This window comes from Modicisalibacter coralii, assembly GCF_004117855.1.
Taxonomy (GTDB): domain Bacteria; phylum Pseudomonadota; class Gammaproteobacteria; order Pseudomonadales; family Halomonadaceae; genus Modicisalibacter; species Modicisalibacter coralii.
This window is the reverse complement of the sequence record NZ_QWBW01000011.1, coordinates 28,155-46,600: the sequence shown is the minus strand read 5'-3', so window position 1 is coordinate 46,600 and position 18,446 is coordinate 28,155. Positions and strand designations below refer to the sequence as shown.

Sequence of the window (18,446 nt, the reverse complement as noted above, 5' to 3'; positions counted from 1 at the left end):
GGCACGCCGCAAGACGTGCCGGGTGTCTCGGAATGGGGATCAATCGGCGAGGCTGTCGCTGCGCCGTGTGGCGCCCTCTTCGAGCAGGCGCTCGTGCACCGGCGCCATGCGCCCGAAGATGCGCTGGGCGCGCTCGGGCCGGCCGACGAAGCCCGGCTCCTTGGCGTAGGCGAAGATCACGGTGTGGCGCTCGCGGTCGCCGACCACCGGGGTGACACGGTGCAGGGAGTAACGGCCGAAGAAGACCTGCAGGTCGCCCGGCTGGAGAGCCAGCGACTTCAGGCGCGACCGGTCGCCGTCGAGCACCTCCTGCACACCCTCGAAGTTCTCGCCCTCGGGGCTGCGGATGCCGGGGGCGTATTCGAAGCGTCCGCCACCCTGCGACTGGCGGGTCATCATGGTGACGATGAACTCGTTGGTGTCGTAGTGCCACGGGTGCTGGCAGCCCTCGCGCAACACGTTGACCACCAGGTCGGCCAGCGGGTCGGCGTATTCGTGAATCTCGTCGACGCCCACCACGGTGGCGATGAAGCGCTGGAAGTCCGGGTTGCGATAGATCTGGCGGATGATCGTGGTCTCGTCGATCCGGTCGCCGGCGACGAAGCCGTTGGTACGATCGTCGAAGCGGTTGCGCGGATGCGAAGCCGGCAGGCTCGGATCGCCCGACGAGTTGTAGGGGTTGGTCTCGTTCTGGTTGTAGTGCGCCTCGGGCGAGAGCCGCTCGGTCTCGCGTTCGAGACGCGCCAGCGCCTCTTGCGGCACGAACTGCTCGAGCACCACGCAACCATCCTCGGCGAGTTGCCGGCGGCAGCGTTCGATCAGCGCCTGACCGTCAGCCTGGTCGAGCCGGGCGATGGGGTACTGCGCGAGGTCGACGAGCCCGTCCAGCGACGTCTCGCGTCTTTCTGCCCCGGCGGTGGCGTGCATGGTGAAATCTCCTTTACATCGTGGTTTCACCTGGACAGCCTAGAGCCGGCAATTTCATAATGAAAATGAATGATTAAGATATAATTAATTACGGGGTCTCATAGATCATGGATACCGACCTGCTACGCGCCTTCGTCACCGTGGCCGAGTGCGAAGGCTTCAGTGCCGCTGGTAAGATCCTCTGCCGGACCCAGTCGGCGGTCAGCCTGCAGATCAAGCGCCTCGAGGACCGCATGGGCGAGGCGCTGTTCGAGCGCACCAGTCGCAGCGTGCTGTTGACCGCGGCCGGGGGGCGACTGTTGCCCTATGCGCGACAGATCCTCAAGTTGCAGGACGAAGCACAACGGGTGATGGGCGCCGACCGCAAGGGTCAGTCGATTCGGCTGGGCATATCCGAGGAACAGGCCAGCGCCTACCTGCCCGGGCTGCTGCCCCAATTCGCCGAGAGTCATCCCGACGTGCGCATCGAGATCGTCTGCGACATCAGCGCCAGCCTGGTGGAACGCTTTCAGGAAGGCCTGCTGGACGTGGTGCTGGCGATTCGCCACGCCCCGACGCACACCGGCGAGCTGCTGGGCCGCGAGCCGATGGTCTGGGTGGCCGCCGAGCACGTCGACCCCACCGGCTGGTCACGCCTGCCCCTGGCGCTGAACCCCGAGGGCTGCATCTTCCGGGCCCACGCCTTCGCCGCGCTGGGCCGGGAATCGCGCACCTGGGACGTGCGCTACACCAGCCCGTCCCCCACCGGCATCAACCTGGCCGTGCAGGCGGGCCTGGCGATGACCGTGAAGACGCCGCGCAGCGTCCCCGCCGGGTGTCGCGTCCTGGGTATCGACGAGGGCCTGCCCGAGCTGGGCCACGTGGAGATCGAGATCCACCGCAGCCCGGGGCAGATGAGCGAGGCCTTCGACAGCTTCTGCAACGCCCTGCGCGCGACGGTGACCGGCACCGACTGCGTGGAAGACGTCGGGATGTTGAGCGAGGAAACACCCCGCTAGAGGTAGGTCCCCTGCCGATTGGTTGGCCTCTGTGGGAGCGAATTTATTCGCGATGGCGGCGGGCATTGTAGTTTCTCCGGCCATGCCGGGCGCCTGCGGCGCCAATCGGGAACGAGTTCCCTCCCACAGGAGACCCCATGCGCCAGTGGGCCATCCAAGCTGGTTTTCGCGGGAGGGATTTCATTCTCCGTAGCGGGGCCTTGACGTTTCACGCTGTCCGCGAAGAACCCGGAGTTAGCCCGAAGCCCGCAGGCGTTCGATTCCGGTCTCCCCGGCCCGCGCCAGATAGATACGCAACCAGGGCGTGAAGGCGTCCGGGTTCATCGCCACTTCCTCGCGCAGCGTCGTCACGTCGACCCAGCGATAGGCGTCGACTTCCTCGGGGTCGGGAGCCACCGTCGGCGCCGGCGTCGGCCAGTCGGCCGCGAAGAAATGCACGCGTTCGTTCTCCACCAGGCCACCGCCCACCTCGGCGCGATAATCCATCACGGCGGCGGGCCTCAGCGGCAGTTCCAGCCCCATCTCCTCGCGCAGCCGGCGTGCCGCGCAGGTGGCGATAGCCTCTTGCCAGTCCGGGTGGGAGCAGCAGGCATTGGCCCACTGGCCCGGCGAATGATACTTGCCCGGGGCGCGGCGTTGCAGCAGGGTCTGCCCGCCGCGGAAGACGAACACGGAAATCGCCAGATGCGGCAGGGCCCGACGGTGTGCCTCGAGCTTGCCGACGGGATAGACGCCTCCGCGTTCATCGATGGCGGTGATGAGTCGCTCGCTCAAGGGTAGCCTCCCGCTTCGTCCGTGAGGTGCCAGTGTAAACCACCCGTGCGCGACAAGCTCCGTGACTGGCCGGCAACGCCGGCGATGACTAAGCTCGGGGCTCGGCAATCGCAACGCAAGCAAGGAGGCTCGAATGACCGTACTGCTGGGGTGCCTGCTGGTGGTGGCACTGATTCCCTACGCCCTCGCCATGCTCGGCGGGATCTGCCGTCGCCGTCAGTTGGGCAGCTTCGACAATCACTACCCGCGCGCCCAGTATGCCGAGATCACCGGGCTGGGCGCCCGGCTGTGGGCCGCCCAGCAGAACGCCTGGGAGGCGCTGATCCTCTTCACCGCGGCGATCGCGGCCGCGCTGCTGGCCGGCGTTCAGGGCGCCGTGGCCGAGGGCGCCGCCCTGCTGTTCGTGGCGGCCCGGCTGCTGCATGCCCTGTGCTACGCCGCCGACTGGGCGACGGCCCGCTCGCTGGTGTTCATCGTCGGCTTTCTCGCCGCCATGGCCCTGTTCGCCCTGGCGCTATCGTGAATGGCGACTCACCGTAAGAACCCCCAGCGAAGGGCAACCTTGCGCTAGGATGGGAGAACAACGACGCAAGAGGCGACCAACGCCCGATAACGACGAGCCTGGGTACGCCGGGGCGGGAACCGTAAAGCAAGGAGGCCTGCATGGGATACGACATTCGCCTCAAGCGAATCTACGCTGACGCCGACACGGAGGACGGCGCGAGGGTGCTGGTCGACCGGCTGTGGCCACGCGGCAAGCGCCGCGAATCGCTGCAACTCACCGACTGGTACCGTGACGCCTCGCCCTCCAACACCCTGCGGCGGCAGAAGCATCAGGGCGAGATCAGCGACGCGGTCTTCGCCCGGCGCTATCGCTGGGAGATCCAGGATGCGCCGGACTGCCTGCTGCCGTTGATGCGCTGGGCCCGGGAGGGTCGGCTGACCCTGCTGAGTGCCGCGCGGGATCTCGACGACTCGCACCTGCCGATCCTGCGCGACATGGTGAGCGAGGCCCTGGAACACGAGGACGACGCCAGCCGGGATTCACCGAGTTCGTCGCCCTGCTACGCCAGCCATCGATAGGTAGGCGATCCCACGAAAAAGGCGACACCCGTCACGGGTGTCGCCTTGTCGTTTGGGGCGGGCCGTGCGCCGAATCACGCGGGCGCGGGCCGCGGGAACTCGCCCACTGCCAGACGATGGGCCTCGGGGCCGGCCAGCGTCGCCGCCAGCCGCGCCAGGAAGCGCTCGCAGCGGTCCAGCTGGTCGCGGGTCACGAACTCATCGGGCTGATGGCCCTGGTCCATGCTGCCGGGCCCGCAGACCAGCGTCGGAATCCCCAGCTCGCGCTGGAACAGCCCGCCTTCGGTGCCGTAGCCGATGCGTGTCAGGGCCCGGTCGTCGAGCAGCGCCATGATGAAGTCCACCAGGGCATGATCGTCGGCCATCGACAGTCCCGGGTAATCGCCGAGCCGTTCCAGGCGAATGTTCGCCTCCGGCGCGGTCTCGGCCATTTCGGTTTCCAGCGTGGCGGCGACGGCCATCAAGCTGTCGAGCAGCGCCTCGGGGTCGTCGGCGGGGACGTTGCGGATCTCGATATCCAGCTGGCAGTCCTGCGGCACGATATTGAGCGCCGCCCCGCCCTGGATGGTGCCGACCTGCAAGGTGGTGTGGGGCACCGCAAAGCGCGCGTCGAAGGGGCCCTGACTCGCCTTGGTTGCGGCCGTCTGCTCGACCCAACCGATCAAACGGGCAGCGGCGTGGATGGCATTGACGCCCTGGGGCGCCATGCCGGAATGACAGGCCTTGCCCCGCACATGCAGGCGCACCGCCAGTTTCCCCTTGTGGGCGGTGGCCGGTCGCATGGACGTCGGTTCACCGACCAGGCAGGCGACCGGCAGTACCGGCTGCTGGGCCAGGTCCGCCAGCAGCGTGCGCACGCCCAGGCACCCCACCTCTTCGTCATGGGAGAACGCCAGGTGCACCGGCACCGCCAGTTCGGTCGCCACCAGCGTGGGGACGGCGGCCAGCACGGCGGCCAGGAACCCTTTCATGTCGGCCGTGCCACGGCCGAACAGGCGCTCGCCCTCGACGCTCAAGCGAAACGGATCGAAGCGCCACTGCTGGCCGGTCACCGGCACGGTATCGGTGTGCCCGGAGAGCATCACGCCGGGACGATCCGCGGGGCCGATGGTGGCATAGAGATTGGCCTTTTCCCCGCTCGCGTCGGGCACGCGGCGTGACGCCACGCCGTGACGGGCCAGGTAATCCTCGATGAAGGCGATCAGCGCCAGGTTGGAACGCTGGCTGGTGGTGTCGAAGGCCACCAGGTCGGCAAGCAGGTCGACGACGGTGTCTCGGGCCATGATATCCCCTCGAACGCGGTCAGGATGGGCATCGCCCGGCACTGTCGGACGACCGTGCGCGGGATGCGAGGCGTCGGCGCTCGTCTCCCGGCACCCCGGCGTTGGGTGACGACCATCATAGAAGGCGCGCCCGAGTCGTTAAATGATAGTTATCGACGCCAGAGGATCAGAAAAACCGATTCAAGGCCGCCCCACGAACGCCAACGGCGCCCCGCGGGGCGCCGTTGGTGTCTGGCTGGCTAGACAGGCCGCAGCGGATTACTTCAAGCGCTCGAAGACCGTCGCCACGCCCTGGCCCATGCCGATGCACATGGTCGCCAGGCCCAGGGTGGTGTCCTGCTGACGCATGACGTTGAGCAGCGTGGTGCAGATACGCGCCCCGGAACAGCCCAGCGGGTGGCCCAGCGCGATCGCCCCGCCGTGCAGGTTGACCGCCTCGTCGAGCCGGTCGATCAGCTTGAGATCCTTGAGCACCGGCAGCGACTGGGCGGCGAAGGCCTCGTTGAGTTCGACGGTCTGGATGTCCTCGATCTTCAGCCCCGCCGCCTTGAGCGCCTTCTTGGTGGCGGGCACCGGGCCGTAGCCCATGATCGAGGCGTCGCAACCGGCCACGCCGGTCGAGACCACCCGCGCCAGCGGCTCCAGCCCCAGCGCCTGGGCGCGTTCGTAGCTCATCACCGCCAGGCCGGCCGCGCCCACCGACAGCGCCGAGGAGGTCCCCGCGGTCACGGTGCCGCTGCGCGGATCGAAGGCCGGCTTGAGCTTGGCCATGTCGTCGAGGTTGGCGTCGGTGCGCACCACCTCGTCGCGATCCACCCGGCAGCGGAAGCCGTCAGCGTCGTGGCCCTCGACACCGATGATCTCGTCGTCGAAGTAGCCCTTCTCGTTGGCGGCGAGCGCGCGCTGGTGTGAGCGCACGCCGAACTTGTCCTGCTCCTCGCGGGTGATGCCGTGCATCTTGCCCAGCAGTTCGGCGGTCAGGCCCATCATCATCGCCGCCTTGGCGGCGTACTTGCTGGCCGCCGGGTTGACGTCGACGCCGTGGGTCATGGGCACGTGTTCCATGTGCTCGACGCCGCCGATGATGTAGAAGTCGCCCATGCCCGCGCGGATGTTGGCGCTGGCGATGTGCAGGGCGCTCATCGACGACCCGCACAACCGGTTGACGGTCTGCGCCGGCACGCTGCGCGGTATGCCGGTCATGATCGCGGCGTTGCGGGCGATGTTCATCGCCTGCTCGAGGGTCTGGTTGACGCAGCCCCAGATCACGTCGTCGACCTCGGCGGGGTCGAGCCGGTCGTTGCGATCGAACAGCGCCTGCATCACCGCCGCCGACAGGTTCTCGGCGCGAACGTGACGGAAGGCACCGTTCTTGGCCTTGGCCATGGCGGTACGCACGGCGTCGACCACCACGATATCCCTGGGATTCAAACTCATCGTTGCTCTCCTGAAAATCGGATCCGAAGTGGTGGTCAGGCCGAGGCGTCGGCCGGGTCGGCGTAGAAACGCTCGCCCTTCTCGGCCATGTCGCGCAGGCGCTGGGTGGGCCGATACAGGGCGCCGAGTTCATCGGCGAGACGGTCGGCCAGGGCCACGAACTCGGCGAGTCCGGTGGCATCGATGTAGCGCAGCGCGCCGCCCCGGAACGGCGGGAAGCCGATGCCGTAGATCAGCGCCATGTCCGCCTCGGCGGGGCTGCCGACGATGTCGTCTTCCAGGCAACGCACCGTTTCCAGGCACAACGGCACCATCAACCGGGCGATGATCTCGTCGTCGCCGAATTCCTGCTTGCCCTTGGCGTGCTCGGCGACCAGCGAGCGGGCCGCGTCGTCGGAGACCTTCCTGGGCTTGCCCTTCCTGTCCTCTTCGTAGCGATAGAAGCCGCGGCCGTTCTTCTGGCCCAGCCGGTCGTTGTCGACCATCACCTTGATCACGCTCTCGCCGTCCTGGGCCATCCGGTCCGGGAAGCCCTCGGCCATCACCTCGCTGGCGTGCAGGGCGGTGTCCATGCCCACCACGTCGAGCAGGTAGGCCGGACCCATCGGCCAGCCGAACTTCTCCATCACCTTGTCGACGCGTTCATAGTCGGCGCCCTGCTCGACCAGCTTGGTGAAGCCGCCGAAATAGGGGAACAGCACGCGGTTGACCAGAAAGCCCGGGCAGTCGTTGACCACGATCGGTGTCTTGCCCATCTTGCGGGCATAGGCGACCGTCGCCGCCACCGCCGCGTCCGAGGTCTTCTCGCCGCGAATCACCTCGACCAGCGGCATGCGGTGCACCGGATTGAAGAAGTGCATGCCGCAGAAGTTCTCGGGGCGCGTCAGATTCTGCGCCAGCCGCGAGATCGAGATGGTCGAGGTGTTGCTCGCCAGGACGGTGTTCTCGCCGACGGCCTGTTCCGCCTCGGCGAGCACCGCGCCCTTGATCTTGGGATTCTCGACCACCGCCTCGACCACCAGGTCGACGTCACCGAAGTCGCCGTAGGACAGCGTCGGGCGGATGTTGGCCAGCCGCTCGCCCATGCCATCGGCATCCAGCTTGCCGCGCTCGACCTGCTTGGAGAGCAGCTTGCGTGCCTCCTTCAGGCCCAGCTGGATCGCCTCCTCCTTGATGTCCTTCATCAGGATCGGCGTGCCCTTGTAGGCGCTCTGGTAGGCGATGCCGCCGCCCATGATCCCGGCACCCAGCACCGCGGTACGTTCCACCGCGGCGGCCTGCTTCTCGTAGGCCCCCGCCCGCTTCTTGACCGCCTGGTCGTTGAGGAACAGCCCCACCAGGTTGAAGCAGACATCGGTGAGCGCCAGCTTGGCGAAGGCCTTGGCCTCGATCGCCTGGGCCCGCTCGCGGCTCTCGCCGGCGCCCTTCTGGATCACCTTGATCGCCTCGATCGGCGCCGGATAGTGCGGCCCCGCCTTGCCCGCCACGTAGCCCTTGGCGGTCTCGAAGGCCATCATCTGCTCGATGGCGTTGAGCTTGAGCGGCTCGATCTTCTCGGCGCGCCGGGCGCGATGGTCGAGTTCGCCGCGATTGGCGCGGGCGAGGATGTCGCGCGCCGCCGCCTCGAGCCGTTCGCCGGGGACCACGGCGTCCACCGCGCCGATCTTCAGTGCCGCCTCGGCGTCGTTCTGGCTGCCGGCGGCGATCCACTCGATGGCATTGTCGGCGCCGGTGATGCGCGGCAGGCGGACACAGCCGCCCCAGCCCGGCAGGATACCCAGCTTGGTCTCGGGCAGGCCGACCTGGGCCGAGTCGGCCATGACCCGGAAATCGGTGGTCAGGGTGATCTCGAAACCGCCGCCCAGCGCCAGCCCGTTGATGGCGGTGACGGTGGGGAACGCCAGGTCCTCGATACGGTTGAACAGCGCATGAACCCGCTGGTTCATGTCGACCAGATAGTCCTCGCCCTTGGCGAACAGGCCATGGAACTCGGTGATGTCGGCACCGACGATGAAGGCCGGCTTGGCGCTGGCGATCACCAGGCCCTTGAGCCCTTCGTCGGCCTCGATGGCCGTCACGGCCTCCTGCAGCTCGCCGATGACGCCGCTGGATAGCTTGTTGACCGACTCGTCGGCCAGGTCGAAGGTCAGCGTGGCGATGCCATCGCTGTCTTTGGCCACCGTGAGGGCACTGCCTTGGTAGATCATGGACCTATCTCCACGGGTTGGAGGGGAACGGTATTCATACAAGCGTTTGAATACGGCTAGCTTGAGCCAAGCCCGGCCACGCCGTCAAGCACGGATCGCGGATTTCATCGCGGCCGGATCACGGCGAGAGTGTAGCGATCCGGCGACTCCCGCCGCTTCCCGACACCTGTTAGCATGCGCTGCGTCCTGGCCCCGGAGACTGCAGTGAGACTTCATCGATGACGACCGCCACTTTTTCGCGGCTGCTGCGCCTGCAACGCGTCACCGAACGGGTCGTAAAGCGGCTGCGCCCCTACGCCTGGCTATGGCCGCCGCTAGCATTCCTGATCGGCGCGTTGAGCTTCTTTCTGGTCGATCGTCAGCAGTCGCTCGGTGCCCTGCTGGCGCTGGGGTTGCTGGTCGCCTGGATCCTGCTGCTCTCCGAGAGCATGATAGGCCGTCTTCTGGCACGCCGCGGCTACCCGACGCTGCCACGCGGCGTGACCACCTTCATCGCCCAGATGATCCACCAGGAGACGCTGTTCTTCACCCTGCCGTTCCTGCTGGCGACCACGGTCTGGGCCAGCGGCCAGGCGTTTTTCACCCTGGCGATGATCGCCTGCGGGATCGTATCGATCCTCGACCCGCTCTACTTCCATCTGGCCGAACGCCACCGCTGGCTGTACTTCGGCTTTCACGCGCTGTGCGTGTTCCTGGTGATCCTGGTCACCCTGCCGATCATGCTCCAGTTGACCACCGGCGAGACGCTGCTGCTGGCGGTGCTGGCGACCATGGTCTTCAGCCTGCCCAGCCTGATCCATCTGCTGCGTCCCAAGGGGCTGTTACGGTGGCTGGCGATGATCGGCCTGGCCATGCTGCTGGGTGGCGCCGCCTGGGCGGGGCGTGCCTGGATCCCGCCGGCGACGCTGTGGATCACCGGCAGCGCCCTGTCGCCGGGCTTTGACACCGGGCAGCGTCGGCCCGAGGGCAGCCTGACACTGACCCAGTCCGCCCTCCAGGCCCAGGGGCTGTATGCCTACACCGCGATTCGCGCCCCCCGGGGGCTGCGCGAGAAGATCTATCACGTCTGGCGCCACGAGGGCGAGGTGATCGACCGCATTCCGCTGATCATTCACGGCGGTCGCGACAAGGGCTATCGTGCCTGGACCCACAAGCAGCACTTCCCCGGCGATTCCGCCGGTGACTGGCGTATCGACGTGATGACCGCCACCGGCCAGCGGCTCGGCGTCATGCATTTTCGTGTCGCCACCTCGCCCCAGGGCGCCGAACGGGCCGACGGCGCCATCCGTCCGCCGCCCGGGATTCCGGGTCTTGACGTTCGTCAGCTTTTGCCCGGCGGCGATTGATTCATGCACCGTGCAGGGGGTTGCAATGCACGGTGGTTCACGGACAATCTAGGATGATATTAGCCTGCGAAACGACAACTCCAATGCCTGAGACTATCGGATTCAAGCTCACACGCCTGCCTCGCCTCTGGCGCGCCATCCTCGATGAACGCCTGGCGCCGCTCGACCTCACCCAGACCCGCTGGGTGACGCTCTACCATCTATGGCAGATGGGCGACGGCCAGCCCCAGTGCGACCTGGCTCGCGCCATCGGCGTCGAGGCACCGTCGCTGGTGCGCACGCTCGACCAGTTGACCGACCAGGGGCTGATCGAACGCCGCCCCTGCGCCAGCGATCGACGCACCAAGCGCGTCTACCTGACACCCCAGGCAACGCCGCTGCTGGAAAAGATCGATGCCGTCGCCAGCCAGGCGCGCACCGAGATGTTCGCCGGCATCAGCGAGGAAGAACTCGCTACGCTGGACGACCTGCTCTCGCGCATCGAGAAGAACGGCCTGCGCCTGCAGACGCGGACACCCGATCACGACGACTGCTGACTGCCCGGCGGGGCCTGTTGGCCCCGCCAGCCTCTTTCAGGGCGGCGTCGCCGGCCCGCCACGGCGGGGCGCGTCACCCTCCAGCGCATCGCGCAGCCCGGCGATCGCCGGCTCGTGATGGGCGAACTGTGTCGCGTTCCATGATTCCCTCCACCAGACCCAGAGATGATCGCGGGTCGACTCCAGCACCAGCGCATCCTCCGGCAACGCAGCCAGCACCGCCTCGAAGGCATGACGGGCCGATTCGCCCATCGGCCGCAGCGGTTCGATGCGCCAGCGCCAGCCGTCGGCGCAGGGCTTGAGCGCCTCGCTGGCGTGAGCATCGCGCACCGCGACGAAGCGCGACCCCGGGCGGGTCTGCGGATAACGCCAGCGATAGGCCACCAGCCCGCTCGATTCGTGCAGCGGCGCCTTGCCGAAATCCACGCTCACCCCCGCCTCGCGCGCGGCCCGGCGCAGGTCGATCAGCCGCCGATCGCGCGGCGAGGGACGCAGCCACAGGACCGGCGAGAGGATCGCCAGGATGGTGAAGGCCAGAACCAGCCAGAATGTCATCGACATGTCCTAAAACGTTGATATGGATCGTTGTGAAGCGCAAAACCACGCCTTAGAGTGAAGGCATGTTTCGTCGAAAGGGAGGGCTTTCCCATGAGCAGTGAATACCATCACGTCCTGGTGGCCGTGGACCTCACCAAGGATTCCACCCGGGTCCTGGAGCGCGCGATCCCCATTGCCCGCCGCAACCATGCCAAGCTGTCCATCATCCATACGCTGGAGCCCCTGGGCTTCGCCTACGGCGGCGACATCCCCATGGACCTGACCAGCATCCAGGACCAGTTGGATGATCATGCCAAGCAGCGCCTGGCGGAGATCGCCGACCCCCACGACGTTCCCCGCGAGGATCAGCACGTCGTGGTCGGCATGCCGGACACCGAGATTCACCGCTTCTCCAAGGAGAACGACGTCGACCTGATCGTGGTCGGCTCCCACGGCCGTCACGGCTTCGCCCTGCTGCTGGGCTCGACCTCCACCGGCGTGCTGCACGGCGCCGAGTGCGACGTGCTGGCGGTACGTGTCGGCAAGGACGGCGAAACCACCGCCGAGTAACGCCGTCGCGGGCACCGGCATCGACGCCGGTGCCCGCCGCTCAGCCGTCGCCCTAGGCCATCGCCTCCAGTTCCATCCAGCGCTCCATGGCGGCATCGAGTTCCGCCTGCTTGGCGGCCATCGCCTCGAGCGTCGCGGTCACCCTGGTCGCCTCCTGCTGGTAGAAGCCCGGATCCCCGACCGTGGTCTCGTAATCGGCGATCTCCGCCTCGAGCCGTTCGATCGTCGCCGGCAGCGCATCCAGTTCGCGCTGCAGCTTGTAGGAGAGCTTGACCGGCCGCTTGGGTCGCTTGCCATCGTCCGCCGCCTGCGCTTCGCTCGCCGTGTCGTTCGCTTCGCCGGCCCCTGCCTGAGCGCCCTGACGCGCCGAGCCCTCGATCCCCTGCGCGTCGAACGCCCAGGGCGCCGGCGGCAGCTTGCCGCCCTGACGAATCCAGTCGCTGTAACCGCCGACGTACTGGTGGACCCGGCCCTCGCCCTCGAAGGCCAGCACCTCGGTGACCACGTTATCCATGAACACCCGGTCGTGGGAGACCAGCAGCAGCGTGCCGGAGAAGTCGAGCAGCAACTCCTCGAGCAGTTCCAGCGTCTCGACGTCGAGGTCGTTGGTCGGCTCGTCGAGTACCAGCACGTTGGCCGGCTGAGTGAACAGCTTGGCCAGCAGCAGGCGGTTGGACTCGCCGCCGGAGAGCGCCTTGACCGGCTGGCGCGCCCGCTCGGGGGTGAACAGGAAATCCTGCAGGTAGCTGATGACGTGCTTGTCCTTGCCACCCACGGTAACCCGGTCGCGGCCCTGGGCGACGTTGTCGTAGACGCTCTTCTCCGGCTCCAGCCCCGCGCGCAACTGGTCGAAGTAGGCCACCTGCACGTTGGTGCCCAGACGCACCCGACCCTCGGTGGGTTCGAGCTCGCCGAGCAGGATCTTGAGCAGCGTGGTCTTGCCGGCGCCGTTGCGGCCGATCAGGCCGACCCGGTCGCCGCGCTGGATCTCCAGGTCGAGGTCGCGGATGATCCAGTCGTCGCCATAGCGCTGGCTGACGCCGGTGAGTTCCACCACGCGCTTGCCGCTGCGCTCGCCGGTATCGACACGAATCGTCGCCCGCCCCTGACGCTCGCGCCGGTCGGCACGGTCCTTGCGCATCTGCTGGAGGGCCCGCACGCGCCCCTCGTTGCGGGTCCGCCGCGCCTTGATGCCCTGGCGAATCCACGCCTCTTCCTGGGCCAGCTTCTTGTCGAACTCGGCGTTCTCGCGGGCCTCGACCTCGAGTTCATGGGTCTTGAGTTCCTGATAACGGGCGTAGTCGCCCGGGTAGCGGCCCAGCCGGCCACGGTCGAGCTCGAGAATGCCGGTGGCCAGCCGCGACAGGAAGGCGCGGTCGTGGGTGATGAACAGCACCGCCCCGGTGAAGTTCGCCAACTGCTCCTCGAGCCAGGTGATGGTATCCAGATCGAGGTGGTTGGTGGGCTCGTCGAGCAGCAGCAGATCGGGCTCGGCGACCAGCGCGCGAGCCAGCGCCACGCGCCGCCGCCAGCCGCCGGAAAGCCCGCTCATCGCTGAGTCGGCGGGCAACCCCAGGCGGGTCAGCACGGTGTCGATGCGCTGATGGAACGACCAGCCGTCGATCGACTCGAGTTCGGTCTGCAACTGGGCCAGGCGCGACATGTCGGGGTCGTCGGCCTGGATCAGGTGGTGATATTCGGCCAGCAGGGCCCCCGCCTCCGGCAGTCCCTGGGCGACGACGTCGAAGATGGTCTCGCCGCTGGCCACCGGCAGGTCCTGCTCGAGCACGCCGATGCGCAGCCCCGGGGCACGCCAGATATGCCCGTCATCGGGCAGGTTGTCGCCGGCGACCAACCCCAGCAGGGTCGACTTGCCGGTACCGTTGCGCCCCACCAGGGCCAGGCGTTCGCCCCGCTCGAGCACCAGGTCGGCGCCGTCGAGCAACACGTGCGGGCCATAGGCCAGGTGCAGCTGTTCCAGACGTAGCAGCGTCACGCACTACCTCGCTTCGCGAATGTCAAAAGCCCATTGTAACGCAGCCACCGCGGCGCTGTGGCCCCGCCTTGCATCGCGTTACAATGGTCGGCCCATGCACCGAGGAGCGGCGAATGTCCCCAACGACGCCCGACACCCGCGACGAGATGCCCCTGCCGGAGGCGCTGCGCTTCACGGCGCCGGCCCCGCTGGTCGACATCGGCGCCAACCTGACCCACGACAGCTTCGCCCGCGATCGCGAGGCGGTGATCGAGCGTGCCCGCGACGCCGGTGTCGAGACGCTGATCGTCACCGGCACCGACCTGCGCCATGCCCGCGAGGCCGTCGCCCTCGCCGACGCCCACCCGGGGCTCTACGCCACCGCCGGCGTTCACCCCCACGAGGCCAGCCAGTGGAACGCCGAGCTGGCCCAGGGCTTCGCCGAGTTGTATCGCCGCCCCGAAGTGGTCGCCGCCGGTGAATGCGGCCTGGACTTCAACCGCAACTTCTCCGCGCCGGCCGACCAGGAGCGCGCCTTCGAGGCCCAGCTGGGCCTGGCCGCCGAGGCCGGGCTGCCGCTGTTCGTCCACGAGCGCGACGCCGGCCGGCGGATGCGCGAGATGCTGGCGAGCTGGCGCGACGACATCGCCGATGCGGTGGTGCACTGCTTCACCGGCGACCGCGAGACGCTGCACGGCTATCTGGACCTCGACCTGCACATCGGCCTGACCGGCTGGCTGTGCGACGAACGCCGCGGCCACCATCTGCGCGAGCTGCTCGCCGACATCCCGCTCGAACGGCTGATGGTCGAGACCGACTGCCCCTACCTGCTGCCGCGCAACCTGCCGACCAAGCCCCGGGCGCGCCGCCACGAACCGGCACTGCTGCCCTGGATCGTCGACGAGATCGCCCACTGGCGCGGCGACGACGCGACCACCATCGCCACGGCCACCACCGCCACCGCCCGGCGCTTCTTCCGACTCGAGGCTTGCCACCATGAGTGATTTTCCCGGCTTCATCGCCGTCGAGACCGGCGAGGACGACGCCCTGCCGCTGGCCATCGCCTGGGCGCTGCCCGACGGCCTGATCAAGCACACCCTGATCCAGCCCGACGACGACTGGCTCGACGACGAACTGCTCAAGCTCGGCGACTACAGCCTCGACGAGCTGCGCACCTTCGGCCTGAGCCCCCTGGACGTGCTCAAGGAGCTCGAACAGGATCACTTCAGCGCCACCCTCTACACGGCGGGAGTCAGCGACGACGAGGCGGCGCTCTCGCGGCTGTTCGACGACTTCGGCGTCGACCCGTTCGTCGAGCTGGCCCCGGTGGACGATCTCTATCCCGATCTGGCGCCGGGGGAATGGGCGCGGGCGCGCAACGAGCTGTTCGCCGACCTGGGTCTCGAGCCGCTGCGCCCCGACCACGAGGTGCAGGTGATGCTCTACCTGCACCAGCGGCTGGCGGAGGCTTCCCACGCCTGAGCCGAAAAACGCGGCCCGGCGGGACTCACGGCGATTCGGCCAGGGCGACCCTCAGCCCCTCGCGTCCCGCCGCGATCGCCGCCTCCCGGCGCGCCCCGCGCCGGTAATAGGCGTCGAGAGCGTCGCGAAACGCCGCGGCACGGACCGGCAGCCCTTCGCGCTCGTAGCGCAGCGCCCGCGCCTCGACCCGCGCGCGGAAGGCATCACGATCGACGGGCACGTCGCCGAGGTTGTCGACGCTGACATGAAAGCGCCGCCCGCAGGCCCGCGAGAACAGCAGTTCCAGCGCCTGGGGCGCCACCTCGGCGTTTTCGAAGGCAGCCTGCTGATCGGCGTCGCGCCCGTCGGGCAGGTACCAGTAGCCGTAATCCTCCTGCTGGCGGCGTCGGGCGCCGGCGATGCACCAGTGACTGATCTCGTGCAGCGCGCTGGCGAAGAAGCCCCGGGCGAAGATCACCCGGTGCCAGGGGCAGTCGGCATCCGCCGGCAGATACAGCGGTTCGTCACCGCCGCGCACCAGGCGCGTGTCGAAGGTGTCGGCGAACAGGCCGTCGAAGAGCGCCACGGCATCCGTGATGCGGTGGGGGGTGGAAGGCGTGTCGTTCATGGCGCGCATTATACGGCGCCGGGCGACGCGCGGAAATGTACCGCGGTTGTTAGACTGGCCCTTTCATGACCTGCGTCGATAGGGAGCATCGACATGACCGAAACGTGGCGTCGACACTGGCGAGAGAGCCGCCGCGAAACCCGTGACCTGCTGCGCCTGGCCTTGCCGATCTGTGGCGCCCAGCTCGCCCAGTCGGGGATGAGCGTGGCCGACGTGATCATGGCCGGGCGGGCCAGTGCCCGCGATCTCGCCGCGGTCTCGGTGGGCTCCAGCCTGTGGCTGCCGCTGATGCTGTTCATGACCGGCACGCTGATGGGCCTGACGCCGATCGTCGCGCAATTGCTCGGCGCCCGGCGCGACACGGCGATCCGCCCCTTCGTGCATCAGGCCCTGTGGCTGGCGCTGCTGCTCGGCGGGCTCGCCGCGGTGCTGCTCGTCTGGGGCGTCGCGCCGGTCTTCCGGCTGATGGCCGTCCCCGGCCCCGTCGCCGAGCTTTCCGGCGATTACCTGGCGATGGTCGCGCTGGGCATGCCCGGGGTGGCGATCTACCAGGCCCTGCGCGCCTTCTCCGACGGCATGAACCATACCCGGCCGACGCTGTGGATCAGCCTGGTGGGCCTGGCCGCGAACATTCCCTGCAATTACCTGCTGATCTACGGCGGCGATGGCCTGGTCGCGCTGTTCGGCGACGCCCTGCCCGCCCCGCTGGCGACCCTGCCGGCACTGGGCGCCCAGGGTTGCGGTATCGCCACGGCGATCGCCATGTGGGTGATGTGCCTGACGATGATCGGCTTTACCCGGCGCAGCAAGGTCTTCGCCCCGATTCAGCTGTGGCTGACCTGGCATCGCCCGCAGCGCGAGCAACTGGCCGAACTGCTGCATGTGGGCATTCCCATCGGCGTGGCAATCTTCGTCGAGGTGACGCTGTTCACCCTGATCGCCCTGCTGATCGCCAGCTTCGGCGAGATCACCGTGGCGGCGCACCAGGTGGCACTGAACTACACCTCGATTCTGTTCATGCTGCCGCTGTCGCTGGCGATGGCGCTGACGGTCCGCGTCGGCAACACCCTGGGCGGGGGCGCGCCGCGCCGGGCACGCTTCGTGGCCGCCAATGGCGCGCTGGTCGGCCTGCTGGTGGCGCTGCTCAACGACCTGCTGCTGTGGCTCACCGCGGGGCCGGTGGTGGCGCTCTACACGCCCAATCCGGCGGTCCAGGAACTGGCGCTGTCGCTGATCTACCTGGCCCTGCTCTATCAGGTCTCCGACTCCCTGCAGGTCACCCTGGCGGGGGCGCTGCGCGGCTACAAGGACACCCGGATCATCATGGCCATCACCCTGATCTCGTACTGGCTGGCGGGGTTGGGCAGCGGTTACCTGCTGGCCGGCGGGCACTGGCCGGGAATTCCCGCGCTGGGCGTCTACGGCTACTGGATCGGCATGATCGCCGGACTCAGTGTCGCCGCCGTGCTGCTCGGCTGGCGGCTGTGGCGCATCAGTCGGGAGTGGTGCCATGACGCGCCGGCCATGGCAGGCGATTGAACGGCCGAGGCGTCGCCGGCTGCCGGCCCTGCTGCCGGGTGTTCTGCTGCTCGCTGCCCTGCTCGCCGGTTGTCAGGGCGGCAGCGAGGCCGACCACCGGCTCATCGACTACCAGCAGCGCCTGGCCGCGGCGTTGGGGGTCGAGGCGCCCGCCACGCCGCCGCCCCGCAACATCGCCGCCTTCCCCGGACGAGACGCACGCCGGTTCACCATCGACGAGATCCGCGAGGGGCTGCTCGACGTCTACGCGCTGCGCCGCTGCGGCATCGTCCGCCTGGTCGCCCAGCGCAACAGCCAGCTCGGCAAGGTGGCCGCCCCCAGCCAGCGCTGGCTCTACGAACTCGCGCTCTGGCGCCAGTTGCAGGCCTGCTGGAACGATACCAGCGCCGGCGACCTGGCGAAGGACGACCGCCAGCGACTCGCCGACCTGCTCGCGCGCAAGACGCGCCAGTTGCCACGGGCGAGCTGGAACGGCCTGTTCGACTCCAGCGAATGGACGGGCAGCTTCTCGCGCGCCAGCGCGCCGCTGCCCCTCGGTGGAACGCCTTCCCTCGAGGCACAACTGGCGGCGCTGGGCTATCTGAGACGGATGGTGCTGCATCAATACGATCCGCGCTGGACGCCCGACTCCGCCACGCTCGAGAACCACCTCAAGGCGCTGCGCGACGCGCCGCTGACCGCACGGATCCTGCGCAGCCTGCTGCTCGCCACGCGGCGCCTCGATGACCTCGACCCGGTGATTGCCGCACGGCTCGCCGACCCGGCATTCTGCGCGCCCGACACCGCCGCCGAGCCCCCGGCGGACGAGCGTCTGGCCGCCGCGCTCGACGGGCAGGAAAGCCAGCGCCTGCGGGCCGACCTCGACAGCCTGGCCCGGGATGCGCAGCGCTGGCTGACGGCCGTGGACGCCCTGCTGAGCGCGTTCACGGTCTCGCGCCCGGCCATCGACGCCTATCGCCGTCACTGGCTGTCGCTCACCCATCCGGAGGCGCCATGGCCGGCCTTTCGTACCGCCCGGGCCCAGCACGCCGCGCTGCGTGAGCGCCTGCGGCAACGCTGTCTCGCCCCCGCCGGGCCGAGCGGCGATCGCGGGGCTTAACTTTCCGGGTCGAGCTGTGCTAATAGTGAGGCGAGGCCCTGGCCGA

At 68.4% G+C, this 18,446-nt stretch carries 18 protein-coding genes; 10 read left to right on the top strand and 8 right to left on the bottom strand.

The window, feature by feature from the left end:
- Positions 1-39: 39 nt before the first annotated feature.
- The gene (locus D0901_RS06945; RefSeq protein WP_129139578.1) at positions 40-927 is read right to left on the bottom strand and encodes a HalD/BesD family halogenase; all 888 of its coding nucleotides are present in this window, start codon (positions 925-927) and stop codon (positions 40-42) included.
- A gap of 107 nt (positions 928-1,034) precedes the next feature.
- On the opposite strand from D0901_RS06945, the gene D0901_RS06940 reads away from it, so the two are divergent.
- Entirely contained in the window at positions 1,035-1,925 is an 891-nt protein-coding gene (locus tag D0901_RS06940; RefSeq protein WP_129139577.1) for a LysR substrate-binding domain-containing protein, read from the top strand.
- A gap of 234 nt (positions 1,926-2,159) precedes the next feature.
- Here D0901_RS06940 and idi read toward each other — a convergent pair whose 3' ends face one another.
- Complete coding sequence (gene idi, locus D0901_RS06935) at positions 2,160-2,699, bottom strand: isopentenyl-diphosphate Delta-isomerase (RefSeq protein WP_129139576.1); 540 nt, start codon at positions 2,697-2,699, stop codon at positions 2,160-2,162.
- Between the two features lie 133 nt (positions 2,700-2,832).
- Here idi and D0901_RS06930 point away from each other — a divergent pair, with 133 nt between their 5' ends.
- Together D0901_RS06930 and D0901_RS06925 are read left to right on the top strand one after the other, a co-directional pair.
- Positions 2,833-3,222, top strand: a complete 390-nt coding sequence (locus D0901_RS06930; protein ID WP_129139575.1) for an MAPEG family protein — start codon at positions 2,833-2,835, stop codon at positions 3,220-3,222.
- Positions 3,223-3,362: 140 nt separating this feature from the next.
- Positions 3,363-3,782, top strand: a complete 420-nt coding sequence (locus D0901_RS06925; RefSeq protein WP_129139574.1) for a DUF488 domain-containing protein — start codon at positions 3,363-3,365, stop codon at positions 3,780-3,782.
- 74 nt (positions 3,783-3,856) lie between these two features.
- On the opposite strand, the gene argE is transcribed toward D0901_RS06925, so the two are convergent.
- From argE to fadB, 3 genes are all read right to left on the bottom strand, one after another.
- A complete protein-coding gene (gene argE / locus D0901_RS06920) occupies positions 3,857-5,065 on the bottom strand; it encodes an acetylornithine deacetylase (protein WP_129139573.1) in 1,209 nt (402 codons plus the stop codon).
- A gap of 258 nt (positions 5,066-5,323) precedes the next feature.
- Entirely contained in the window at positions 5,324-6,502 is a 1,179-nt protein-coding gene (gene fadA, locus D0901_RS06915) for an acetyl-CoA C-acyltransferase FadA (RefSeq protein ID WP_129139572.1), read from the bottom strand.
- Positions 6,503-6,537: 35 nt separating this feature from the next.
- Complete coding sequence (gene fadB / locus D0901_RS06910; RefSeq protein ID WP_129139571.1) at positions 6,538-8,709, bottom strand: fatty acid oxidation complex subunit alpha FadB; 2,172 nt, start codon at positions 8,707-8,709, stop codon at positions 6,538-6,540.
- A 218-nt stretch (positions 8,710-8,927) separates the two neighbouring features.
- On the opposite strand from fadB, the gene D0901_RS06905 reads away from it, so the two are divergent.
- Together D0901_RS06905 and slyA are read left to right on the top strand one after the other, a co-directional pair.
- The gene (locus tag D0901_RS06905) at positions 8,928-10,055 is read left to right on the top strand and encodes a DUF5924 family protein (RefSeq protein WP_129139570.1); all 1,128 of its coding nucleotides are present in this window, start codon (positions 8,928-8,930) and stop codon (positions 10,053-10,055) included.
- Positions 10,056-10,138: 83 nt separating this feature from the next.
- Positions 10,139-10,591 (top strand): transcriptional regulator SlyA, encoded by a 453-nt coding sequence (gene slyA / locus D0901_RS06900; protein WP_129139569.1) that lies wholly within the window; start codon positions 10,139-10,141, stop codon positions 10,589-10,591.
- Between the two features lie 36 nt (positions 10,592-10,627).
- Here slyA and D0901_RS06895 read toward each other — a convergent pair whose 3' ends face one another.
- On the bottom strand, positions 10,628-11,152 hold the full coding sequence (locus D0901_RS06895) for a preprotein translocase subunit YajC (protein WP_129139568.1): 525 nt from the start codon (positions 11,150-11,152) through the stop codon (positions 10,628-10,630).
- Positions 11,153-11,239: 87 nt separating this feature from the next.
- On the opposite strand from D0901_RS06895, the gene D0901_RS06890 reads away from it, so the two are divergent.
- On the top strand, positions 11,240-11,698 hold the full coding sequence (locus D0901_RS06890; RefSeq protein ID WP_129139567.1) for a universal stress protein: 459 nt from the start codon (positions 11,240-11,242) through the stop codon (positions 11,696-11,698).
- A 52-nt stretch (positions 11,699-11,750) separates the two neighbouring features.
- Here D0901_RS06890 and D0901_RS06885 read toward each other — a convergent pair whose 3' ends face one another.
- Positions 11,751-13,694, bottom strand: coding sequence for an ATP-binding cassette domain-containing protein (locus tag D0901_RS06885; RefSeq protein WP_129139566.1), 1,944 nt, complete (start codon positions 13,692-13,694; stop codon positions 11,751-11,753).
- Between the two features lie 113 nt (positions 13,695-13,807).
- On the opposite strand from D0901_RS06885, the gene D0901_RS06880 reads away from it, so the two are divergent.
- The gene (locus D0901_RS06880; protein ID WP_129139565.1) at positions 13,808-14,677 is read left to right on the top strand and encodes a TatD family hydrolase; all 870 of its coding nucleotides are present in this window, start codon (positions 13,808-13,810) and stop codon (positions 14,675-14,677) included.
- Entirely contained in the window at positions 14,670-15,155 is a 486-nt protein-coding gene (locus D0901_RS06875) for a hypothetical protein (protein WP_129139564.1), read from the top strand. The genes D0901_RS06880 and D0901_RS06875 overlap by 8 nt, the downstream gene beginning before the upstream one ends.
- A 25-nt stretch (positions 15,156-15,180) precedes the next feature.
- On the opposite strand, the gene D0901_RS06870 is transcribed toward D0901_RS06875, so the two are convergent.
- Complete coding sequence (locus D0901_RS06870; RefSeq protein WP_129139563.1) at positions 15,181-15,762, bottom strand: elongation factor P hydroxylase; 582 nt, start codon at positions 15,760-15,762, stop codon at positions 15,181-15,183.
- Positions 15,763-15,855: 93 nt separating this feature from the next.
- On the opposite strand from D0901_RS06870, the gene D0901_RS06865 reads away from it, so the two are divergent.
- Both D0901_RS06865 and D0901_RS06860 read left to right on the top strand, forming a co-directional pair.
- Positions 15,856-17,301, top strand: coding sequence for an MATE family efflux transporter (locus D0901_RS06865; RefSeq protein WP_129139562.1), 1,446 nt, complete (start codon positions 15,856-15,858; stop codon positions 17,299-17,301).
- Positions 17,273-18,400, top strand: coding sequence for a DUF3080 family protein (locus D0901_RS06860; protein WP_129139561.1), 1,128 nt, complete (start codon positions 17,273-17,275; stop codon positions 18,398-18,400). The genes D0901_RS06865 and D0901_RS06860 overlap by 29 nt, the downstream gene beginning before the upstream one ends.
- Positions 18,401-18,446: the final 46 nt, after the last annotated feature.